At 66.1% G+C, this 18,266-nt stretch carries 22 protein-coding genes and 1 riboswitch; of the genes, 13 read left to right on the top strand and 9 right to left on the bottom strand.

Annotated features, from left to right (window positions below; translation table 11 throughout):
• Positions 1-20 precede the first annotated feature (20 nt).
• Positions 21-905, bottom strand: coding sequence for a LysR family transcriptional regulator (locus AB4850_RS13585; RefSeq protein WP_414440332.1), 885 nt, complete (start codon positions 903-905; stop codon positions 21-23).
• 80 nt (positions 906-985) lie between these two features.
• Between AB4850_RS13585 and AB4850_RS13580 the strand changes: the two genes are divergently transcribed.
• From AB4850_RS13580 to AB4850_RS13570, 3 genes are all read left to right on the top strand, one after another.
• Complete coding sequence (locus AB4850_RS13580; RefSeq protein WP_414440331.1) at positions 986-1,696, top strand: SDR family NAD(P)-dependent oxidoreductase; 711 nt, start codon at positions 986-988, stop codon at positions 1,694-1,696.
• Positions 1,697-1,748: 52 nt separating this feature from the next.
• A complete protein-coding gene (locus tag AB4850_RS13575) occupies positions 1,749-1,970 on the top strand; it encodes a tautomerase family protein (RefSeq protein ID WP_414440330.1) in 222 nt (73 codons plus the stop codon).
• A gap of 123 nt (positions 1,971-2,093) precedes the next feature.
• Entirely contained in the window at positions 2,094-2,495 is a 402-nt protein-coding gene (locus tag AB4850_RS13570; protein WP_414440329.1) for a nuclear transport factor 2 family protein, read from the top strand.
• A 356-nt stretch (positions 2,496-2,851) separates the two neighbouring features.
• Here AB4850_RS13570 and AB4850_RS13565 read toward each other — a convergent pair whose 3' ends face one another.
• Positions 2,852-3,442: a GNAT family N-acetyltransferase gene (locus tag AB4850_RS13565; RefSeq protein ID WP_414440328.1), complete on the bottom strand. Its 591-nt coding sequence runs from the start codon at positions 3,440-3,442 to the stop codon at positions 2,852-2,854.
• Between the two features lie 550 nt (positions 3,443-3,992).
• The gene (locus AB4850_RS13560) at positions 3,993-4,418 is read right to left on the bottom strand and encodes a winged helix-turn-helix transcriptional regulator (protein WP_414440327.1); all 426 of its coding nucleotides are present in this window, start codon (positions 4,416-4,418) and stop codon (positions 3,993-3,995) included.
• 105 nt (positions 4,419-4,523) lie between these two features.
• Here AB4850_RS13560 and AB4850_RS13555 point away from each other — a divergent pair, with 105 nt between their 5' ends.
• Positions 4,524-5,408 (top strand): SDR family oxidoreductase, encoded by an 885-nt coding sequence (locus AB4850_RS13555; RefSeq protein WP_414440326.1) that lies wholly within the window; start codon positions 4,524-4,526, stop codon positions 5,406-5,408.
• Here AB4850_RS13555 and AB4850_RS13550 read toward each other — a convergent pair.
• Positions 5,396-6,445 carry a LysR family transcriptional regulator gene (locus AB4850_RS13550; RefSeq protein ID WP_414440325.1) on the bottom strand — a complete coding sequence of 350 codons (1,050 nt, stop codon included), beginning with the start codon at positions 6,443-6,445 and terminating at the stop codon, positions 5,396-5,398. The two genes, AB4850_RS13555 and AB4850_RS13550, sit on opposite strands and share 13 nt — an antisense overlap.
• 102 nt (positions 6,446-6,547) lie before the next feature.
• Between AB4850_RS13550 and AB4850_RS13545 the strand changes: the two genes are divergently transcribed.
• Positions 6,548-7,948: an MFS transporter gene (locus AB4850_RS13545; RefSeq protein WP_414440324.1), complete on the top strand. Its 1,401-nt coding sequence runs from the start codon at positions 6,548-6,550 to the stop codon at positions 7,946-7,948.
• Positions 7,949-8,020: 72 nt separating this feature from the next.
• Here the strand turns inward: AB4850_RS13545 and AB4850_RS13540 are convergent, their stop codons facing one another.
• The gene (locus AB4850_RS13540) at positions 8,021-8,401 is read right to left on the bottom strand and encodes a winged helix-turn-helix transcriptional regulator (protein WP_414440323.1); all 381 of its coding nucleotides are present in this window, start codon (positions 8,399-8,401) and stop codon (positions 8,021-8,023) included.
• Positions 8,402-8,496: 95 nt separating this feature from the next.
• Between AB4850_RS13540 and AB4850_RS13535 the strand changes: the two genes are divergently transcribed.
• Together AB4850_RS13535 and AB4850_RS13530 are read left to right on the top strand one after the other, a co-directional pair.
• Positions 8,497-9,615, top strand: coding sequence for an NADH:flavin oxidoreductase (locus AB4850_RS13535; RefSeq protein WP_414440322.1), 1,119 nt, complete (start codon positions 8,497-8,499; stop codon positions 9,613-9,615).
• Positions 9,616-9,740: 125 nt separating this feature from the next.
• Positions 9,741-9,956, top strand: a complete 216-nt coding sequence (locus AB4850_RS13530; protein WP_414440321.1) for a hypothetical protein — start codon at positions 9,741-9,743, stop codon at positions 9,954-9,956.
• Between the two features lie 73 nt (positions 9,957-10,029).
• Here the strand turns inward: AB4850_RS13530 and AB4850_RS13525 are convergent, their stop codons facing one another.
• Positions 10,030-10,821, bottom strand: coding sequence for a helix-turn-helix domain-containing protein (locus AB4850_RS13525; protein WP_414440320.1), 792 nt, complete (start codon positions 10,819-10,821; stop codon positions 10,030-10,032).
• Positions 10,822-10,937: 116 nt separating this feature from the next.
• On the opposite strand from AB4850_RS13525, the gene AB4850_RS13520 reads away from it, so the two are divergent.
• Both AB4850_RS13520 and AB4850_RS13515 read left to right on the top strand, forming a co-directional pair.
• Positions 10,938-11,543: a YebB family permuted papain-like enzyme gene (locus tag AB4850_RS13520; RefSeq protein WP_414440319.1), complete on the top strand. Its 606-nt coding sequence runs from the start codon at positions 10,938-10,940 to the stop codon at positions 11,541-11,543.
• Positions 11,544-11,558: 15 nt separating this feature from the next.
• Positions 11,559-11,765 (top strand): hypothetical protein, encoded by a 207-nt coding sequence (locus tag AB4850_RS13515; protein ID WP_414440318.1) that lies wholly within the window; start codon positions 11,559-11,561, stop codon positions 11,763-11,765.
• Here AB4850_RS13515 and AB4850_RS13510 read toward each other — a convergent pair.
• Complete coding sequence (locus AB4850_RS13510) at positions 11,762-13,057, bottom strand: cystathionine gamma-synthase family protein (RefSeq protein ID WP_414440317.1); 1,296 nt, start codon at positions 13,055-13,057, stop codon at positions 11,762-11,764. The genes AB4850_RS13515 and AB4850_RS13510 overlap by 4 nt on opposite strands.
• Positions 13,058-13,243: 186 nt before the next feature.
• A complete protein-coding gene (locus AB4850_RS13505) occupies positions 13,244-13,819 on the bottom strand; it encodes a histidine phosphatase family protein (protein ID WP_414440316.1) in 576 nt (191 codons plus the stop codon).
• 344 nt (positions 13,820-14,163) lie between these two features.
• Positions 14,164-14,229: riboswitch (cobalamin riboswitch) on the top strand.
• Positions 14,230-14,309: 80 nt separating this feature from the next.
• Here AB4850_RS13505 and AB4850_RS13500 point away from each other — a divergent pair.
• The 3 genes from AB4850_RS13500 to AB4850_RS13490 all read left to right on the top strand — a co-directional run bounded on the left by AB4850_RS13500 (position 14,310) and on the right by AB4850_RS13490 (position 16,088).
• Complete coding sequence (locus AB4850_RS13500; RefSeq protein WP_414440315.1) at positions 14,310-14,519, top strand: CbtB domain-containing protein; 210 nt, start codon at positions 14,310-14,312, stop codon at positions 14,517-14,519.
• Positions 14,520-14,530: 11 nt separating this feature from the next.
• The gene (locus AB4850_RS13495; protein ID WP_414440314.1) at positions 14,531-15,274 is read left to right on the top strand and encodes a CbtA family protein; all 744 of its coding nucleotides are present in this window, start codon (positions 14,531-14,533) and stop codon (positions 15,272-15,274) included.
• Between the two features lie 184 nt (positions 15,275-15,458).
• Positions 15,459-16,088, top strand: coding sequence for a VC0807 family protein (locus AB4850_RS13490; RefSeq protein WP_414440313.1), 630 nt, complete (start codon positions 15,459-15,461; stop codon positions 16,086-16,088).
• A gap of 33 nt (positions 16,089-16,121) precedes the next feature.
• Here AB4850_RS13490 and AB4850_RS13485 read toward each other — a convergent pair whose 3' ends face one another.
• Positions 16,122-16,736 (bottom strand): TetR/AcrR family transcriptional regulator, encoded by a 615-nt coding sequence (locus AB4850_RS13485; RefSeq protein ID WP_414440312.1) that lies wholly within the window; start codon positions 16,734-16,736, stop codon positions 16,122-16,124.
• A 266-nt stretch (positions 16,737-17,002) separates the two neighbouring features.
• On the opposite strand from AB4850_RS13485, the gene AB4850_RS13480 reads away from it, so the two are divergent.
• A complete protein-coding gene (locus tag AB4850_RS13480) occupies positions 17,003-18,211 on the top strand; it encodes an MFS transporter (protein ID WP_414440311.1) in 1,209 nt (402 codons plus the stop codon).
• Positions 18,212-18,266 lie beyond the last annotated feature (55 nt).

Here is an 18,266-nt window from a genome sequence, read left to right as displayed (position 1 = left end):
GCCGATACAGGGCCTGAATTTCAAAGAAAGAGGTCGCGGGCCTGCGCAAACATTTCGACTAATTCCTCTGCGACAAGCCGGATCGCAGCGTCCTGCCGATCACGGCTGCGGATTACGTAATACACGTCCCTGGTCGGCGGCGTTACCCCTAAATCGCAGATTCGTAACGCCGGATCTGCACGCCCAATGTAGTGTGGAATCAACGCAAGGCCAGCACCCGAACGCGCAGCGATCGATTGGAGAAACTGGTCCTTTACGCGAAACGCTACGCGAGCGAGGGGGAAGTGTTCCGACATCCATGTCACCGCAGTCAAGTAGGAGTCTGCTTCGTTGAAACCGATAAAGATCGGATCGCCCCCGGCCTCTACTGACCGACAGGCCTCTTCTGTTCCATAAAACCCAAAACCTACCGTGGCAAGAGGGCGCGCGATGAGGTCACCGTCCTTGGGTTTGTCGAATCGGATGGCGATATCGGCCTCGTGCCGGTCAAGGCTCACGGACCGCAGTGCAGGGGCGAGGTCAATGTCCAAGTAGGGATAGCGGATTGCCAAATACACGAGACGCGACGTGAGGAAGCCCCCCGTCAAGCCGGGCGACGAACTGATCCGCACCAGACCTGTGGGCGTGCCGTCGGCCATACCGCGTTTAAGCACGTTAGCAGCCTGCTCCATGTCATTGGCCGCCTTGAGCGCGAGCGTTCCCGCAGGCGTCAATACGTAGCCTGTGGGGCGCCGCTCAACGAGTTTCTCACCGAGAGTCTGTTCGAGCGAATGCAGTCTTCGAGCGATCGTCGCGTGGCTCACCGAGAGCATCCGGGCTGCCGCGGACAAGCTTCCCTGCCGCACGAGTGCCACGAAGATCCGGACGTCCTGCCAATCGATGTCTGTGCGTTTTTGATCAGTCATTGAACGAGAATAGTGACTTTTCGCGGATCAGACAATCTCGTAGATTTGGGCCCTCAAGCAAGGGTAAAGGAGCCCAAAAAATGTCAACTATCAAGAAAGTGGCCATCGTCACCGGCGCGTCGCAGGGCATGGGTCAGGGCATCGTCGACGGTTTTCGGGCGCGAGGCTATGGCGTTGTTGCCACGTCACGCTCGATCCAACCTTCGACCGATCCGGATTTGGTCACCGTCGCTGGTGACATCGGTGATCCCGAAACCGGCAAGCGGCTGGTCACGGCGGCGCTGACAAAATTCGGCCGGATCGACACGCTGGTGAACAATGCCGGCATCTTCATCGGCAAGCCATTCACCGAATATACCGAGGAAGATTATCGGCTCAAGCTCAAGACCAATCTCGACGGATTTTTCTTTACCACCCAGCAGGTCATCCCGGTGATGCTGGAGCAGGGCAGTGGCCACGTCGTCCAGATTACGGCCTCGACGGCAGAGTTCGCCAGTTCGCGCTCCCCCGCCTTCATTGCCATGTTGACAAAGGGCGGCATGAACGCTGCGACCAAAAGCATGGCGATCGAGTACGCCACGCGCGGCATCCGCGTGAACGCCGTGGCGCCGGGGGTCATCCGGACGCCCATGCATGATCCGCAAATCGTTGAGAAACTCGCCGCCTTTCATCCTATGAACAAGTTAGGTGAGGTCGAGGATATCGTTCGAGCGGTGCTCTATCTCGAAGACGCGGCTTTCTCAACCGGCGAGATCCTGCACGTCGACGGTGGCTTGATCGCCGGTCGCTGATTCTATTCAGGGTGGCGCTACGGGCGCTACCCGTCTTCCCTGGAGACCCGCTATGCCGCTTGTGAACATTCTCGTGACACGCGAAGGCACCACGCCAGGCGCGGACCGAACCACGGTAGAGCAGAAGAACGCAATTTATAAGGGGATCGCCGACTTGCTTTTCGACGTGATGGGCAAGCCCCATGACGACACGACCGTGATCTTTCACGAACACGAGATCGAGGACTTGGGCCAGGGCGGCCTGCCGCTGGCCGACTACCGCCGGCAGCGCTGAACCCGTCAGCCCGGCACCTGACATCGCGCGGCACATTTTGGCCCTTCAAATAGGGGGCCGCCCGCTGACCGGTTCGGCGCGGCCGTACCCGAAATTCCTGACCAATCCGAAGGAGCATTGCAGATGAACACCAGCCATGTCGATGCCTATTTCGACGCGTTGAGCAACAAGGACAAGTTGCGTATTGTCCCGCATCTGGCCGAGAACATCGTACTTTTTGGCCCGATCTTTCCTGCGCCCACCGTGGGCAAGGATGCGGTCGTCGAGGTCCTTTCCGGATTCCTCGATACGATCGATAGCTTGGATGTCAATCTCCGGTTCGCATCGGAGCAGGACGTGGCCGTGTTCTTTAGCTTCACCTGCAACGGCATTGAGGTGACAGGTAACGAACACTTGCATCTTGACGAAAACGGTTTGATCGACAGCATCGAGGTGGCATGGCGGCCACTTCCCTTCGCAGTGCTTGTCCAGCAAGTGTTCGCCAATAAACTTGGCTTCCAGCCAATGCGCCTTGTCCCGGCGTGACGCGTTGAGTTGATCCGTTGTCGCCGAGCGAGGACGCTTGTGTATCTGCTTGGGCCACAGCCTTTCGCTGGGAAAACGGCGAGGATGCACTCGTTACAGCAGATCGGCTCAACGAATGGAGTTGGTCGTGCAAGGCGAACAAACAACCGAACTAGAGAGGCGGTAGGTTCAGCCAAGGACGAGATGCCCAGGACGCGGCATCTCGTCCCCACGCTATCTTTTTCTGACCGAAATCGGTCATGAGCAGTCCTTCCTACACTGCGCACGCGCGAACCGCCCCTCCGACGACGCGACAAGGTCGCGGTCTTTACACCATCGAAGTGCGCAATAACGAGTCAACCTCGTCGATACGGTAGCTAACACTTCGTCATTGCCGCAATATCAAACACTGCGCGGACTTCGAACCCGAGCTTTTCGTACACGCCGGCCGCGCCGGTATTGCCGTCTTTCACGTGAAGAAACGCCGTGTCGCCGCGTTCGACGATGTCCTGCGTGATGGCCGCGCTCAGTATCTGCGCGTAGCGTTTGCCCCGGTGCTCGGGATGCGTGCAGACGCCGCTTACCTCGGTCGCGCCATCGAGCCGCATGCGCTCGCCGGCCATCGCGACGAGCGTGTTGTCATCGTCGAAAATACCTAGATACCGGCCCAACTCGACCGTTCGTACTTCCATCGGACCGGGCTTTGTCAACGTGGCGAGTTCGACCATGGCGGGACCATCGGCAAGGGTGAGTGCGCGTATCGACGGATGAGATGCCGCGCTCTCGGATGCTTGCGCGGGCGCTCGATAAGTCGCTTTCGTGCACATCATCTGCGCGAAGGTATAGCGCCACTCGACCTCCCACCCTTCGGGCGGCGCGTTCGTCGCAATGGCGAAAACACCGACCTGCGTGCCAGCGCCCACTACCTCGGCAAGAGCGCTCCAGCAACGTGGATCAGTGGAATCCATGACAGCTGCGATGGGTGAAATGGACGGGTCGAACCGGCGGGCCAATTCGTTGCCCGAGCTGACCGGGCGTTGCAGTGTGGTGAGCGCGGACCAAGCGGGGTTGTCGAGAGGATGCACTGATCGAAGGCTCTTTCAGATTGGGGGAGGATTCTGTCTACGTGTACGACGGATTTTAAAGAATCTGCCCGCCTTTGGGATGGGAAAGTCCCCGTCACTCTTTCATACATGACGCCGGGCAATGCGAGCTTGGCCACCGAATCGGGACCAAGCGCGACGCCGCGTTCTGCCGAAAGTCGGCTATGTGGACAGGCTTGCCAACGAGTCGATGGTGTTCTCGCAAGCAGGCCATGACGCCCTCCCTGCGTACCACGACGGTCTGCGACATCGCCGGCAACGCGCCGGCCGGCAATCGCAAGACCGCGACATGCGCGCGCTCCTCCTCGAGAAACGTGATTTGCGATTGAGCCGGCTCGATGGCCCTGACCCGCTTGGCCGCTCGGGCCGATTCAGCCATCCGAGCCCATTCAACCGCCCAAGCCCCTCAACCCCCTCAAGCCGAAGCCGATTCCCGCGCCCCGTCGAATTCCGCGCGCGCCGCGATCACCTTCTCCTGGTTGTCCTCGGTCCAGCGCAGCAGCACGTGGAGCGCGCCGAACATCGATTCGCCCAACTCGGTCAGGCTGTATTCGACGCCGGGCGGCTTGGTGGGGAACACCTCGCGGTGCACGTAGCCGTCGCGCTGCAACTCCTGCAACGTCTGCGTCAGCATGCGCTGGGAAATGTCCGGCACCAGCCGGCGCAGCTCGCCGAAGCGGTACGGGCGCTCGGCCAGCGCCATCATCAGCAGCGAGCTCCAGCGGCTGGCGATCACGTTCAACAGGTCGCGCACCGGGCAATCGGAGATCGACCCCAGCGTGACGCGCATCTCGTCGAGTTTGGCCTGCAACGCGCTGGCCGATTTGGGGGTGGTTCCCATTAGGTAACTATCTCCTGAAAAACTGCCTTCTTTACGGCGCACCGCCGAAGCCCGATTATCGAGGCACTCTCGATTTGAGAGCAACTCTCGAAATGAGGCTGTCTCATGAGCAACACGATTTTCGTTACCGGCGCGGCCGGGCAACTCGGCAAGCTGGTGATCCAGAAACTGCTCGCGCGCGGCGTGGCGCCGGCGCGCATCGTCGCCGGTTCGCGCGATCCGCAGAAGCTCGCCGACCTGACGGCACAAGGCGTGGCCGTGCGCCGCGCCGATTTCGAGGATTCGGCCGGCCTGGCCGAGGCGTTCGCGGGCGTGGGCACGGTGCTGATCGTGTCCACCGACGCGCTCGACGGCGCCGGCACGCGCCTGAAGCAGCACCGCAACGCGGTGGCGGCAGCGGCGGCGGCCGGTGTGGGCCGGATCGCCTACACGTCGCTGCCGAACCCGGAAAGCTCGCTGATCACGTTCGCGCCGGATCACGCCGGCACCGAGCGCGCGATCCGCGAAACGGGCCTGCCGCACCTGATCTTCCGCAACAACTGGTATCAGCAGAACCTGCTCATGTCGCTGCCGCATTCGCTGCAGGGCGGCCAGTGGTATTCGGCCGCGCAGGGCGGGCGGATCGCCTACGCGGCGCGCGAGGAGATGGCCGAGGCGATCGCCGCGGGGCTCGACACGCCGGTAGCCGAGAGCCGGATCTACACGTTGACCGGGCCGCAGGCGCTGACCACCGCCGAGGTGGCCGAACTGGCCGCGAAGGCCACCGGCAAGCCGCTCGCCGTGGTGCGCGTGGACGATGCGCAACTGGCGGCCGGGCTCAAGGGCGCGGGCCTGCCCGACGGGCTGATCGCGATGCTGGTGTCGATCGATGTCGAGACGCGGGCCGGCAACCTGTCGATCGTCACCGATCACCTGGAAACGCTGATCGGCCGCGCACCGCAGACGCTGGCGCAGTACTTCGACGCCAACAAGGCCGATTACCTGGGCTGATCGCGACGCACGCGGCGGCGGGGCGGGGGAGCGGGCGGCGCGTTGCCGTTGCTTCCCCCGCCCGCTGCACGCTCCACACCTTCCGAGCTTCCCACGCCTCCAGCGCCCCCTGCGTTTCCCGCACCCTCCACCCCAAATCGCTCGACCATGAAGTCGATGAAGCTGCGCAGCTTCGGCGAGGTCTGCCGTTCGCGCAGATACAGCAGGTTCAGTGCACGATCGGGCGCGGCGAACCCCGGCAGCACTTCCACCAGCCGCTTCGCGCGCAGATCCTCGGCCACCAGCATCTCGGGCAGCATCGCGATGCCGAGGCCGCGCAGGATCGCGCGCCGCAGCGCTTCCGAATTGTCGATCTTCAGGCGGCCGTCGACGGGCACGCTGATGCGCTCCGACTCGCCGTCGCGCGCGTGCAGCACCCATTCCGGCTGTGCCGCGTACCACTCCGAGCGCGGCGGATACGCGTAGCTCAAACACTGATGCGCGGCGAGATCGGCCGGCGCGGCCGGCGCGCCATGCGCCTCCAGATACGCCGGCGACGCGCACAGCACCAGCCGGTAAGGCCGCAACGGCCGCGCCACCAGATCGGGATTGCCGAGCGTGCCGATGCGGATCGCCGCCTCGAAGCCGTCGTCGATCAGGTCCGACAGCGAATCGGTCACCACGATCTCCAGCTTCACCTCGGGATAGCGCGCGCAGTAATCGGCGATCACCGGCATCAGCGATTCGTTGCTGAACACCACCGGCGCGGTCACGCGCAGCCGCCCGCGCGGCACGGCCAGGTGATCGAGCGCGAGCCGCTCCGAATCGCCGACCAGGCCGAGGATCTCGATGCAGCGTTCGTAGTACGCCTGCCCGAACGCGCTGGGTTGCTGCTTGCGCGTGGTGCGGTGGATCAGGCGCGCGCCGAGCCGCGCCTCCAGGGCGTTGAGGTGGTTGCCGATCATCGTCGGGGAGAGATCGCAGGCCACCGCCGCCGCCGTCAGGCTGCCGGTTTCCACCACGCGCACGAATACGGTCATCGCTTTGAGCAGGTCCATTCCGCAAATAATAGTGGGTTCTGTTGTTATCCGGCGGTGGTTTATCAAGTCTGGCTTGCGCAATACAGTTCGCGGCATTGCCTTCTCCCGCACGGTGTCCTCATGTCTGCTTCCGCTTGCGCGCCGGCCCGCGCGTTCCGGCCCCGCCTGGCGCTGTTCGCCACCAGCCTCGGCTTCGTGATGATCTGCCTCGATGTCACCGTGGTGAACGTCGCGCTGGGCCGCATGCGCGACGGCCTCGGCCTCGATTCGAGCGCGCTCGAATGGGTGGTCAACGCCTACACGCTGGCGTTCGCGAGCCTGCTGCTGTCCACCGGCGCGCTGGCCGACCGCTTCGGCGCGCGGCGCGTGTTCGTGGCCGGCTTCGCGGTGTTCACGCTGGCGTCGATCGGCTGCGGGCTGTCGGGCGGCGCGGTCATGCTGATCGCGTCGCGGTTGTTGCAGGGCGTGGGGGCGGCGCTGTGCGTTCCGTCGTCGCTGGCGCTGCTCGGCGCGGCGTTTCCCGAGCCGCGGGCGCGCGCCCGAGCCGTCAGCATCTGGGCCGGCACCGCCGCGCTGGCGCTTGGCGCGGGGCCGCTGGTGGGCGGCCTGCTGGTGGCCGGCTTCGGTTGGCCGGCGATCTTCCTGATCAACGTGCCGGTGGGCGTCGCCGGGATCTGGCTGACGCTCGCGCACGCGCCCGACACCGAGCGTCACGCGTCGCGCCACCTCGATCTCGCGGGGCAGGCGCTGGCCGTGGTGGCGCTGGCCGCGCTGACCTACGCGCTGGTCGAAACCGGCCGGCTCGGCTGGCGCAGCGCGCCGGTGCTGACCGGCTTCGCCGTGGCGGCGGCGGGCGGCGCGCTGTTCGTGGCGGTCGAGGCGCGCCAGGCGCAGCCGTTGATGCCGCTGTCGCTGTTCGGTCATGCCGCGATGCGGGTCAGCGCGGTCGTCGGCCTGTTCGCCAACTTCGGCTATTACGGGTTGATGTTCGCGATGAGCCTGTTTTTCCAGGGCGTGCGTCACGATTCGCCGCTCGATACCGGGCTCGCATTCCTGCCGATGACGGCCGTGGTGACCGTCGCGAACCTGGCTTCGGGCGCGCTGACCGCGCGGCTCGGCTATCGCGTGCCGATGGTGGCGGGGCAGGCGCTGGCCGCGCTCGGCTACTTCCTGCTGGTGCGCGTGCACGCCGACAGCGGCGCGTTGACGGTGGCCTTGCCGATGCTGGCGGTGGGCGTGGGCACGGCGCTGGTGGTGCCGTCGATCAATACGGCCGTGCTGGCGCAGTTCGGCGCGTCGCGGATCGGCATGGCGTCGGGCGTGCTCAATACGGCGCGCCAGATCGGCGGCGTGGTGGGCGTCGGGGTGTTCGGCGCGCTGGTGCGGCCGGAACTCGGCGACCTGACCGGCGGCCTGCATGCGGCGGCCGTCGTGGCCGGCGTGCTGACGCTGGGTGGCTTGCTGATCGCGTGGGTGGGGCTGCGGCCGGCGAGAGCGACGGCGGCGAGTTGTGGGGCTTGAGCGTTGAGTTTGGGTGGTTGGCGGGGAGATTGATGCGCGGTGAATCGGCCGCCCCGCAGCGTCTCCCTCAACTCAAACCTGCGCCTCCGCCCGCGCATCGAACGCCGCGCGCGCCGCATCGACTTGATCGAGATGCTGAAGCGTCCACGAATACAGCGCCTTGAACGGCCCCTGCAGCGAGCGCCCGAGCGGCGTGATCTCGTATTCCACCGCCACCGGCGAGCTGGGGATCACCGTGCGCGAGACCAGCCCGTTGCGTTCGAGCCGGCGCAGACATTGCGTCAGCGCCTTCTGCGTGACGCCTTCGAGATGCCGCTTGATCGCGTTGAAGCGCAGCGGCCCGGCGTCGAGCACGGTCAGGATCATCATTGACCACTTGTCGGCGATCTGGTCGAACAGGATGCGGCTCGGGCAATCCACGGAAAACGTGTAGCGCTCGCAGGTAATGGACATGGTTTCCTCGAAGATACCTAGGCGAACAAAAGTGCGTAATTGACACCAGGTTTCCGGAATATACCATCGTGGTTCGTTCATTCACGGAGCTTTACATGTCGCTTTCGACTTCCGATGTCCTGTTCCAGCCGTTTTCCGTCGGTTCGCTGACGCTGCCGAACCGCATCGTGATGGCGCCGATGACGCGCTCGTTCGCGCCGGAAGGCATCCCCGGGCCGTCGAACGCCGCTTACTACCAGCGCCGCGCCGAGGGCGGCGTGGGCCTGATCCTGTCCGAGGGCACGGTGGTGGATCGCCCCGCGTCGCGCAACGATGCGGGCATCCCGTTCTTCCACGGCGAGCGCGCGCTGGCCGGCTGGCAGGGCGTGATCGACGCCGTGCACGGCGCGGGCGGCAAGATGGGGCCGCAGTTGTGGCACACCGGCGCGGTCAAGAGCTTCATGACCGACTGGGTGCCGGATGCGCCGGTGGAAAGCCCGTCGGGCCTCGACGCGCCCGGCGTGGAGCGCGGCGTCGCGATGCGCGATGCCGACATCGCCGACACCATCGCCGCGTTCGCCAAGGCGGCCGGCGCGGCCAAGCGGCTCGGCTTCGACACGATCGAACTGCACGGCGCGCACGGCTATCTGATCGATCAGTTCTTCTGGGCCGGCACCAACCATCGCACCGACGCCTACGGCGGCCCGAGCATCGGCGAGCGCGCGCGCTTCGCGGCCGAGATCATCGCGGCGGTGCGCGCCGAAGTGGGCGCGGGCTTCCCGATCGTGATCCGCCTGAGCCAGTGGAAGCAGCAGGACTACACCGCGCGCCTCGCGCCCACGCCGAACGAGATGGCGCAGTGGCTCGAACCGCTGGTGGCGGCCGGCGCGGACGTGCTGCATTGCTCGCAGCGCCGCTTCTGGGAGCCGGAGTTCCCCGAGGTCGACGGCGAGCACGGCCTCAATTTCGCGGGCTGGGCCAAGAAGCTGACGGGCGCGGCCACCATCAGCGTCGGCTCGGTCGGGCTGTCGGGCGATTTCATGGGCGCGTTCGGCGGCGAAAGCTCGACGAGCGTGGGGCTGCAATCGCTGCTCGAACGCATGGCGCGCGACGAGTTCGACCTGATCGCGGTGGGCCGCGCGCTGCTGACCGATGCGCAATGGGCCAACAAGGTGCGCTCGGGCGAGGGCGAACTGCGCGGGTTCGCGCCGGCTTCGCTCGGCGAACTGGTGTAACGCGGTAACGCGATAACGGCGTGGGCCTCGCCGGCGGGCGGGTTGGCACGAGTCGGTGCGAGTCGGCGTTCCTGGCGAAATCGGGTGAGCCAGCGGTGACGCCACGCAACGGCCCGCGAACGAGCATGTCGAACCGGAATTCCGATATGCCGCGCCGAGTCCTACGGGGCCGGCTCGTTTCGCGGCTGTTCCCGCACCGTTCCTTTCTCTACGCGGGCGGCCCTGCTCGACCCGCGTTTGGCCCGCTGGCCGACCGCTTCGGCCGCAGGAAGGTCACTGCCCTTTCCGCGACGCTGATGAACAGCGGCGTGGCGAGCACCGACGCGATGCCGGATCAATGATGGCGACGAAGTAGCGGGGTCGACGGACATCCATTGGATGTGCGGATTCGGCAGGCGGGGCGTGCAGTTTTGGCTATCGGGATTGGCGCGCACTTCGGGCCGATTGCACCTGTTCAGGAGAATCGAGCGTTGCATCCCGCTTCAATGCGCGGAACGCTTCCGGCTCCCACACCCGCATCGCCATCAGCAACGCCGTGCCGCGCTTCTCTGCCAACGGCGCATCGGCCGATTCGTCATGCAGCGCGGCCAGCTTCTTGCGCAGCCGCTGCATGTCGCCCTGCAATTGCGCGTAGGCGGCGGCCGTCAACATGCCGTGTGCGAAATCGAGCGTTTCACCGCTCGCATTGAAGCGGCTGCGCATGAAATCGGGCAGGCCCTGATGCACGAAGAACTGGCGGATCGGGCCGTCCGGCAGCCAGTCGAAATCGCGCGCGACGAGCAGGCGGATGCGGTTGCCCGGCTTCACGCTGGCGAGGCCCATCCGGTCGAGCACGAGCAGATGCTTGATGCACTCGGCCTTCGACAGCCGATAGACCGCCATCATCTCCTCCAGCGACCAGTGATTGAGCGCGCACACGGCCACCAGCAGCAGCTTGTCGTTCGAGACGAGCTTCGCTTCCTGCTCGCGTGAAAGCTGGTGCAGGCGCGGCGCGGCCGCTTCGCTCTCTTGCAGCAGCTCTGCCATCGACAAGCCGAGCAGGCCGCAGAACTGCGCGAGCCGCTCGACGGTCAGGCGGCCGCCGGTGAGCAGACGCTTCACGCTCGGCTCGGAAAGATCGAGCGCCTGCGCCGCGTCGCGATAGGTCAGCCCCGCCGCCTTGAGGCGCTGCTTGATGGTGACGATGAGCTGGGCGGTTTCGGTCATGAGGTATTGGAAATCGATACTTGGCGAATCATTTTATGCAGATTTCGTCGAAATAAAATCGAAAAGCGCGACCTTGCACGACACTGCCCCGCACATCACAACGAGAGGAGGCCGACATGTCGGTCGAACGCGGGGCGGGCGGAATGAGCGTGGAGAGCGCGGAGCACGATTGGCGGATCGGCGACCTGGTGTTCATCCGCGTGACGGCGCGGCCGTTTCTGGAAGTGTCGCGTGCGACGGATTCGTGGACGAACCACGTGGGCGTGATCGTCGATTTCGGCTATGACGGCCCGCTGGTGGCGGAGAGCACGTTTCCGTTCGCGCGCGTCACGCCGCTGGCGCGTTTCCTGGGCCGCTCGGAACACGGGCGCTATGCGCTGGCGCGGCTCACGATGTCGCTCGACGCGGGGCATCGCGGCCGCTTGCGCGATGCGGTGCGCCGGCGCTTGGGCGCGTTCTACGATACCGGCTTCAATCTCGATTCGCGCCGTCAGTTCTGCTCGCGATTCGTGCGTGAGGTGATCGGCGAGGCGACGCAGGTGCCGATCGGCGAGGTGGAAAGCTTCGCGTGCCTGCTGCGGCGCAATCCCGATCCGAAGCTGACGTTCTGGCGGTTCTGGTATTTCGGCCGGATTCCGTGGCAACGCAACACGGTCACGCCGGCGAGTTTGCTGAGGAGCCCGTATTTACGGGTGGCGTTCGAAACGCCGTGTTCCGTTTAGGACTTCGACATCACCATGAGCGATATCAGCATCGACATTCCGTTTTATCTTCTGCTGCCGCTGTTCGGCTGTATCTATTGGCCGGTCACGCTTGGCCTGGCCGTTGTGCTGGGCTGGGCCGCCTTCAAGCTGCGAGGCCCCGCTCGCATGATCGCGGGCGGGGCCTCGTTGTTGCTGCTGGCCGATCTCGTGGCGGGGTGGATCTTGCTGGCCGTGAGTTAGCGCGTTTGCGCACACACCTGGAACGCGTGCTCCAGATCGGCGATCAGGTCGTCGCCGTGCTCCAGCCCCACCGAAATCCGGATCAGGCCTTCGCTCACGCCAGCCTTCTCGCGCGCAACGGCGGACACGCCCGAATGCGTCGTCGAGGCCGGATGGCACACGAGCGATTCCGAGCCGCCCAGGCTCACGGCCGACTTGAACAGCCGCAGCGCGTTGATGAAGCGGAACGCCTGCGCGCGCCCGCCGTTCAGCACGAACGCGAACGTCGAGCCGGCCCCCGTGCATTGACGCCGATACACGGCCTGATACGCCGCATCCTCGATGCACTCGGGATGAAACACGCTCACCGATTGATACGGATTCCCGACCAGCCAGCGCGCGACCTGGCTGGCCGTGCGGGTGGCCTGCGTCATGCGCAGCACCACGGTTTCCATCGAGCGCAGCAGCATCCACGACGAATGCGGATCGAGCTGCGAGCCGAACGCGCCGCGAATCGAGCGCACCTTCGCGATCAGCGTCTTGCCGCCCGTCACGCCGCCCGCCACCAAGTCGCTGTGGCCGCCCACGTATTTGGTCAGCGAATACACCGACAGATCGATGCGATGCGCGGCCGGCTTCTGGAAGATCGGCCCGAGCAGCGTGTTGTCGCACACCGAGATCGGGCGATAGCCGTGGCGCTGCTCGAAGGCGTCGATCTCGGCGGCCAGCGCGTCGAGATCGATCATCGAATTGGTGGGATTGGCCGGCGTTTCCACATGCACGAGGCGTACCGGGCCGGCTTGCGCGGCGGCTTCCAGCGCGTCGCGAATCGATTGCGCATCGAGCCCGTTGTCGATGGCATGTGCGCCCACGCCCCAGTCGGGGAAGATCTTCGAGATCAGCGTTTCGGTGCCCCCGTACAGCGGCGCGGATTGCACGAGCTGGTCGCCGGGCTTCAGAAATGCGAGGAACACGGTGGAGATCGCCGACATGCCGCTCGACGTCACGGCGGCGGCTTCGGAGCCGTCGAGCAGTGCGAGCCGATCCTCGACGATTTCCAGGTTCGGGTGATTGAAGCGGCTGTAGACGAGGCCGGCCGCCTCGCCCTCGGGCAGCGGTTTGCGGCCCGACACGATGTCGAAGAACGCCGCGCCGTCCTCGGCGGACCGGAACGCGAACGTGGAGGTCAGGAACACGGGCGGCTTGACCGCGCCTTCGGAGAGGAAGGGGTCGTAGCCGTACGACATCATCTGCGTTTCGGGGTGCAGCGGGCGACCGTTCAGATCCTTCTTGTGATAGTTCGAATACGCCATGGTGAGGCCTCGATCAGGAAGGGAAGAGCGCCGCCCGGTGCGTGCCCGCGGGTGCGGATAAGCGCCCGCGAGCACGCACCGGGCGGCGATGGCGAAGCATGCTGTGCAGCGCGTTGCCCGGCCAGCATAGGCGTTCCATCGGGTTCCCGCAAACGGGGTGAATGGCTCAGGCGGACGAAGCGTGGATCAGGCGAGGCCGGCGTCGTCGAGGCGCAGTACCCAGCCGCGCGGCGTGCGCTTCAGTTCGATGCGCGTGAGCGGCGCGATGTCGAGGCGCAGCATCGCGTCGGGCGGCGTGCCGAGCGCGTGTGCGATCGCGGCGCGCAGCACGGCTGCATGCGTGACGGCGACGAGGTTCGCCGTGGCGGGCAGACCGTCGAGCCAGGCGCCGACGCGCTGCAACACGGCCACGTACGATTCGCCGCCGTGCGGGGCGGCGGCGGCGTTGGCGATCCACGCGGCGAGATCGTCGCGGGCGTCCTGCACAATCGCGGCGAGTTTCGCGCCGCGCCAGCGGCCGGCGTCGAGATCGGCCAGCGCGGGCTCGATGCCGGCGGCGGCGAAGCCGAGCGCTTCGGCGGTTTGCCGGGCGCGCAGCGCGGGCGACGACAGCGCCTGCACGTCGCGCGGCCACTGCCATTGCGCGGCGGCTCGCGCGGCGTCGGCAAGGCCGCGTGCGTCGAGTGCTTCGTCGGCGGGGAAGGCGCCGGCGCGCAGTTCGGCGGTGGCGGCGTGCGAGATCAGGCGGACGGTGACGGTCATCTGGCTTCGGTGGCGAGGCGCGGCGGGAGGGGCCGCATCGGTTTTGCAGCATAGCCCAGTCGCCGCGCCCGGGGGGAATCGGGGCAGCCGGGGCCGGCCGGATGGGCGAGACAGCCGGAGCGGGTCAGGGACCAGCCGGGGATAGCCGAGATAGCCGAGACAGCCGAGACAGCCGAGACAGCCGAGACAGCCGAGACAGCCGAGACAGCCGAGACAGCCGAGACAGCCGAGACAGCCGAGACAGCCGGAGCCAATCCGAGCTAATCAGGACCACTCAGCGCCAACCCAGCTCCCCATTTCCGCTCCACCGCCATCACGCGTAGAATCCAGCCGTTGCCAGGAGCGGAAGCCGGTGAGAATCCGGCGCGGTCGCGCCACTGTGAGCGGCACCCCGCGTGCCCAAGCCAGACCTGCCTTGGCGATTCACCCCCTGATTCCGTTGACTGCCTTCGTTGGCCAGTCGGGGCGCGTCATCCCTGGAGAACCGTTCATGTCCGAAGTCACCCTGAAGCCGGTCGCCGCACCGGCGCCCATCCCCGTCCGCGAGCTGATGCCGTGGATCGTGTTCGGCGGCCTGCTGATGCTGCTCGCGCTCTATTTCGTTGGTGCGGAAGAAGGCGCGACCTCGATCGTGCCGGGCATGTACGTGCACGAGTTCGTGCACGACGCCCGCCATCTGCTCGGCTTCCCCTGCCACTGACGGGGGCTTCCATGGTCGGAAAACTGTTGGTACGCGGGATGCTCGCCGGCATCGCCGCGGGGCTGCTCACGTTCGGTTTCGCCCGCATCGCCGGCGAGCCGCAAGTCGATCAGGCGATCTCGTTCGAGGAGAAAATCGACGCCGCCAAGGGCGAGGCGCCCGAACCCGAACTCGTCAGCCGTCCTACACAGGCGGGGCTCGGCCTCGGCACCGGCGTGGTGGTGTACGGCGCGGCGCTCGGCGGGCTGTTCGCGCTGACGTTCGCGTTCTCGTACGGGCGGATCGGCAGCACGCGCCCGCGCACGCTGTCGGCCTGCCTCGCGCTGGCCGCGTTCGTCTCGCTCGTGATCGTGCCGAACCTCAAGTACCCGGCGAACCCGCCGTCGGTGGGCGACCCCGACACGATCGGCTATCGCACCGGGCTGTTCTTCCTGATGATCGCGATCTCGATCGCCGCCGCCGTGTTCTCGCTGAACCTGCGGCGCGCGTTCGCGGCGCGCATGGGGCAGTGGAACGCGTCGATCGTCGCGGGGCTGATCTATCTCGCGATCGTGGCGGCCGTGCAATACGCGCTACCCACCATCAACGAGGTGCCCGCCGCATTCCCGGCCGTCGTGCTGTGGAAGTTCCGCGTTGCCGCGATCGGCATGCAGGCGATCCTGTGGACCACGCTCGGCCTCCTGTTCGGCGCGCTGGTGGAGCGCAGCGGCCTCGTGAGCGCGCCGCGCCAAGGCCGCGCGCCGGCCTCGACGTGACCCCGGCGTGACCCCGACGTAACCCCGACGTAACCCCGACGTAACCCTGCATACGCGGCTTCGGCCGCCGCCCGTCACCCGGCGGGCGCGCTACCGGCACGGCCACTTCGCTGGCCGTTCGCCTTTATACTGGCCCGTCCCTCATTGCCTTCGCCGTGCCGGCTTGCCCGCGCGGCCCCCCGCCGTGAAAATTCGCGCTGCCTTCGTTGCCGAACTGGTCGTCAATTTCGTGCTGCCTTGGGTCGTCTACCGGCTCGCGCTGCCGGTCTGGGGCGATTCGGGCGCGCTGTATGCGTCGGCCGTGCCGCCGCTCGCGTGGGGCATCGTCGAATTCGCGCGCACGCGCCGCGTGGATGCGCTGTCGGCCATCGCGTTGCTCGGCATCGCCTTGTCGATCGCGCTGATGGCGATGGGCGGCAGCCCGCGCCTGCTGCTGGTGCGCGAATCGTTCGTGTCCGGCACGATCGGCGTGGTGTTCCTGGTGTCGCTTGCGTTCCGGCGGCCGATCACCTACTACCTGACGCGCGCCACCATGGCGCGCCAGGGCGAGCACGGCGTGCCGCGCTTCGAGGCGCTGTGGGACGAGAGCGCCTCGGTGCGCGCCGCGTTGCGGCTGATCACGCTGGCGTGGGGGCTGGGCCTGACCATCGAATGCGCGCTGCGCAGCTGGTGCGCGTGGGTCTGGCCGATCGAGCGCACGCTGGTCGTCACGCCGATCCTCAGCTACATCACGTTCGGCGGCCTGATGGCGTGGACGTTCTGGTATCGCAAGCGCATGCGCGGCCGGGTGCGGATGGGCGAGGCGACACTGTAAGGGGCTTTCGGTGCGGGCTGCCTGTTTCAAGCATCAACGGGCAGAGGCTGCATCCCACACGGACATGACCTGCCCGATCGCCATCTCCATGACGGTGTGACGAACCCCGTCGCGTGCCAGCGTGGAAAGCCCCAGCAGGAATGCATCGAACACCGTGGCCAGCGCCCGCGCATCGGTATCGGCACGCAGCTCGCCGCTGTCGATGCCGCGCTGGACACAGGTCGTGATGCCGGTTCGCGTTCGCGTGCGCGAACGTGTCAATGGCTCGGTCACGGCCGCATGTTCCTCGGACGGCGCGCTCATGACCCCCAGCCCGACCATGCAGCCTTTCGGGTGCCCGCGTTCACACTGCATCTTCGCCGAGTTGCGCAGCGCCGTTTCGATGGCATCGCGCGGCGCCAGGTGCGTATCCCACAGACATTCCGTGACCTGCGCGTGGGTGGACAGGTAGCGTTGCACGCACTCCTGGAACAGCGCCTCCTTGGAACCGAAGGCCGCATAAAAGCTCGGCGCTGAAATGCCGTTGGCCATACCCGCCTTCAACTGGGTCAGCGACGTCGATTCATAGCCGTTCTGCCAGAAGATGGCCATCGCTTGCTCGACCGCCTTGTCCCGGTCGAAGGTTCGTGGGCGTCCCATTGTCGCCATGCCGAACTCCAGAAAGTAGGGATGACTAAAATACTAAACGATACATAAGTCGTTGACAAGCTTGCTGCCGGGCAAGTAATGTATCGATCAATACATATCTAGATGCGTTGCCTGCCGCAGGGGCAACGTGGATTCCCGCCTCGGATGCCTGCATCGGCTCGCATCCAGGGGGAGCCTTTCGTCTAAATATGTACCGATCGTTATATATCGTAGCCGACAGATCAGGTTCGAGGCCCCGAAACCCTCCTTCACCGACAACGAACTCCATGACAACACTGACTTCAACCGTAGCCAAGGACGACCGCTTGCCACTGGCCGCGCTCCTGGCGCTGGCCATGACCGGCTTCATCTGCATCATCACCGAGACCCTCCCGGCCGGGCTGTTGCCGCAGATGGCGGCGGACCTCGGCATTTCGACCTCGCTGGCGGGGCAGATGGTCACGGCCTATGCGCTGGGCTCGTTGGTGGCCGCCATTCCGCTGACCATCGCCACCCAAGGTTGGCGGCGACGCAACGTGCTGCTGCTGACCATCGTGGGTTTCCTCGTTTTCAATTCGATCACGGCGGTGTCGTCGAACTACGGCTTGACGCTCGCGGCCAGGTTCTTCGCCGGCGTGTCGGCGGGGCTGGCCTGGAGCCTGTTGGCCGGGTATGCCCGCCGCATGGTGCCGGTTCATCAGCAGGGCAAGGCATTGGCGGTGGCGATGGTCGGCACGCCGATCGCACTGTCGCTCGGCGTGCCCTTGGGCACCTGGCTGGGCACCGTGATCGGTTGGCGCAGTGCCTTTGCCGTCATGTCGGCGCTGACCCTGGTGTTGATCGGGTGGGTGCTCGCCAAGGTGCCGGATTATCCGGGGCAAGCCGGCCACGAGCGTTTGCCGTTACGACGGGTGTTCACGACGCCGGGCGTGCGCCCCGTGCTCGGCGTGGTGATCGCCTGGATGCTGGCGCACAACCTTCTCTACACCTACATCGCGCCGTTCGTGGCGCAGGCGGGCCTGGCGGCGAATGTGGACGTGGTGTTGCTGACCTTCGGCGCGGCCGCGTTGCTTGCCATCGGCATCGCGGGGCGTCTGGTCGATCACCACCTGCGCGTCGCGGTGTTGGCCAGCCTGGCGATCTTCGCCGCGGTGTCGCTGCTGTTCGTCTGGCTGGCGCGCGTGCCGGCGGCCATCTATGCGGGCGTGGCGGTGTGGGGGCTGACGTTTGGCGGTGCGGCGACGCTGTTGCAAACCGCGTTGGCCGACACCGCCGGCGACGGCGCAGACGTGGCGCTGTCGATGAACGTCGTGGCCTGGAACGGCGCCATCGCGGGTGGCGGGCTGGTGGGCGGCGTGCTGCTGGATACGTGGGGTGCGTCGTCGTTTCCGCTCGCATTGGTGGTGCTGCTGGCGATCGGTTTCGTCATCGCGGCAGCGGCGCGAACGCATGGCTTCAAGGCCGGATCGCGTCATGTGCGCGGCGTCGGACACTGAGGCATCCAGGCCATGACCGATCACGTTGTGAAAGCGGGCGCGGCCCCGTAACGGC

This window comes from Burkholderia sp. 22PA0106, assembly GCF_047497155.1.
In the GTDB taxonomy this organism is placed as follows: Bacteria; Pseudomonadota; Gammaproteobacteria; order Burkholderiales; family Burkholderiaceae; genus Burkholderia.
This window is presented reverse-complemented; position numbering and strand designations above follow the sequence as displayed.

Excerpts from the sequence above, each read along its gene's own strand:
- AB4850_RS13530 (WP_414440321.1), top strand. The coding sequence starts at position 9,741 with ATGTCGAACCGGAATTCCGATATGCCGCGCCGAGTCCTACGGGGCCGG.
- AB4850_RS13585 (WP_414440332.1), bottom strand. The coding sequence starts at position 905 with ATGACTGATCAAAAACGCACAGACATCGATTGGCAGGACGTCCGGATC.
- AB4850_RS13520 (WP_414440319.1), top strand. The coding sequence starts at position 10,938 with ATGTCGGTCGAACGCGGGGCGGGCGGAATGAGCGTGGAGAGCGCGGAG.
- AB4850_RS13515 (WP_414440318.1), top strand. The coding sequence starts at position 11,559 with ATGAGCGATATCAGCATCGACATTCCGTTTTATCTTCTGCTGCCGCTG.
- AB4850_RS13525 (WP_414440320.1), bottom strand. The coding sequence starts at position 10,821 with ATGACCGAAACCGCCCAGCTCATCGTCACCATCAAGCAGCGCCTCAAG.
- AB4850_RS13480 (WP_414440311.1), top strand. The coding sequence starts at position 17,003 with ATGACAACACTGACTTCAACCGTAGCCAAGGACGACCGCTTGCCACTG.
- AB4850_RS13545 (WP_414440324.1), top strand. The coding sequence starts at position 6,548 with ATGTCTGCTTCCGCTTGCGCGCCGGCCCGCGCGTTCCGGCCCCGCCTG.
- AB4850_RS13535 (WP_414440322.1), top strand. The coding sequence starts at position 8,497 with ATGTCGCTTTCGACTTCCGATGTCCTGTTCCAGCCGTTTTCCGTCGGT.
- AB4850_RS13540 (WP_414440323.1), bottom strand. The coding sequence starts at position 8,401 with ATGTCCATTACCTGCGAGCGCTACACGTTTTCCGTGGATTGCCCGAGC.
- AB4850_RS13565 (WP_414440328.1), bottom strand. The coding sequence starts at position 3,442 with ATGGATTCCACTGATCCACGTTGCTGGAGCGCTCTTGCCGAGGTAGTG.
- AB4850_RS13575 (WP_414440330.1), top strand. The coding sequence starts at position 1,749 with ATGCCGCTTGTGAACATTCTCGTGACACGCGAAGGCACCACGCCAGGC.
- AB4850_RS13555 (WP_414440326.1), top strand. The coding sequence starts at position 4,524 with ATGAGCAACACGATTTTCGTTACCGGCGCGGCCGGGCAACTCGGCAAG.
- AB4850_RS13495 (WP_414440314.1), top strand. The coding sequence starts at position 14,531 with ATGGTCGGAAAACTGTTGGTACGCGGGATGCTCGCCGGCATCGCCGCG.
- AB4850_RS13510 (WP_414440317.1), bottom strand. The coding sequence starts at position 13,057 with ATGGCGTATTCGAACTATCACAAGAAGGATCTGAACGGTCGCCCGCTG.
- AB4850_RS13505 (WP_414440316.1), bottom strand. The coding sequence starts at position 13,819 with ATGACCGTCACCGTCCGCCTGATCTCGCACGCCGCCACCGCCGAACTG.
- AB4850_RS13570 (WP_414440329.1), top strand. The coding sequence starts at position 2,094 with ATGAACACCAGCCATGTCGATGCCTATTTCGACGCGTTGAGCAACAAG.
- AB4850_RS13485 (WP_414440312.1), bottom strand. The coding sequence starts at position 16,736 with ATGGCGACAATGGGACGCCCACGAACCTTCGACCGGGACAAGGCGGTC.
- AB4850_RS13580 (WP_414440331.1), top strand. The coding sequence starts at position 986 with ATGTCAACTATCAAGAAAGTGGCCATCGTCACCGGCGCGTCGCAGGGC.
- AB4850_RS13500 (WP_414440315.1), top strand. The coding sequence starts at position 14,310 with ATGTCCGAAGTCACCCTGAAGCCGGTCGCCGCACCGGCGCCCATCCCC.
- AB4850_RS13550 (WP_414440325.1), bottom strand. The coding sequence starts at position 6,445 with ATGGACCTGCTCAAAGCGATGACCGTATTCGTGCGCGTGGTGGAAACC.
- AB4850_RS13560 (WP_414440327.1), bottom strand. The coding sequence starts at position 4,418 with ATGGGAACCACCCCCAAATCGGCCAGCGCGTTGCAGGCCAAACTCGAC.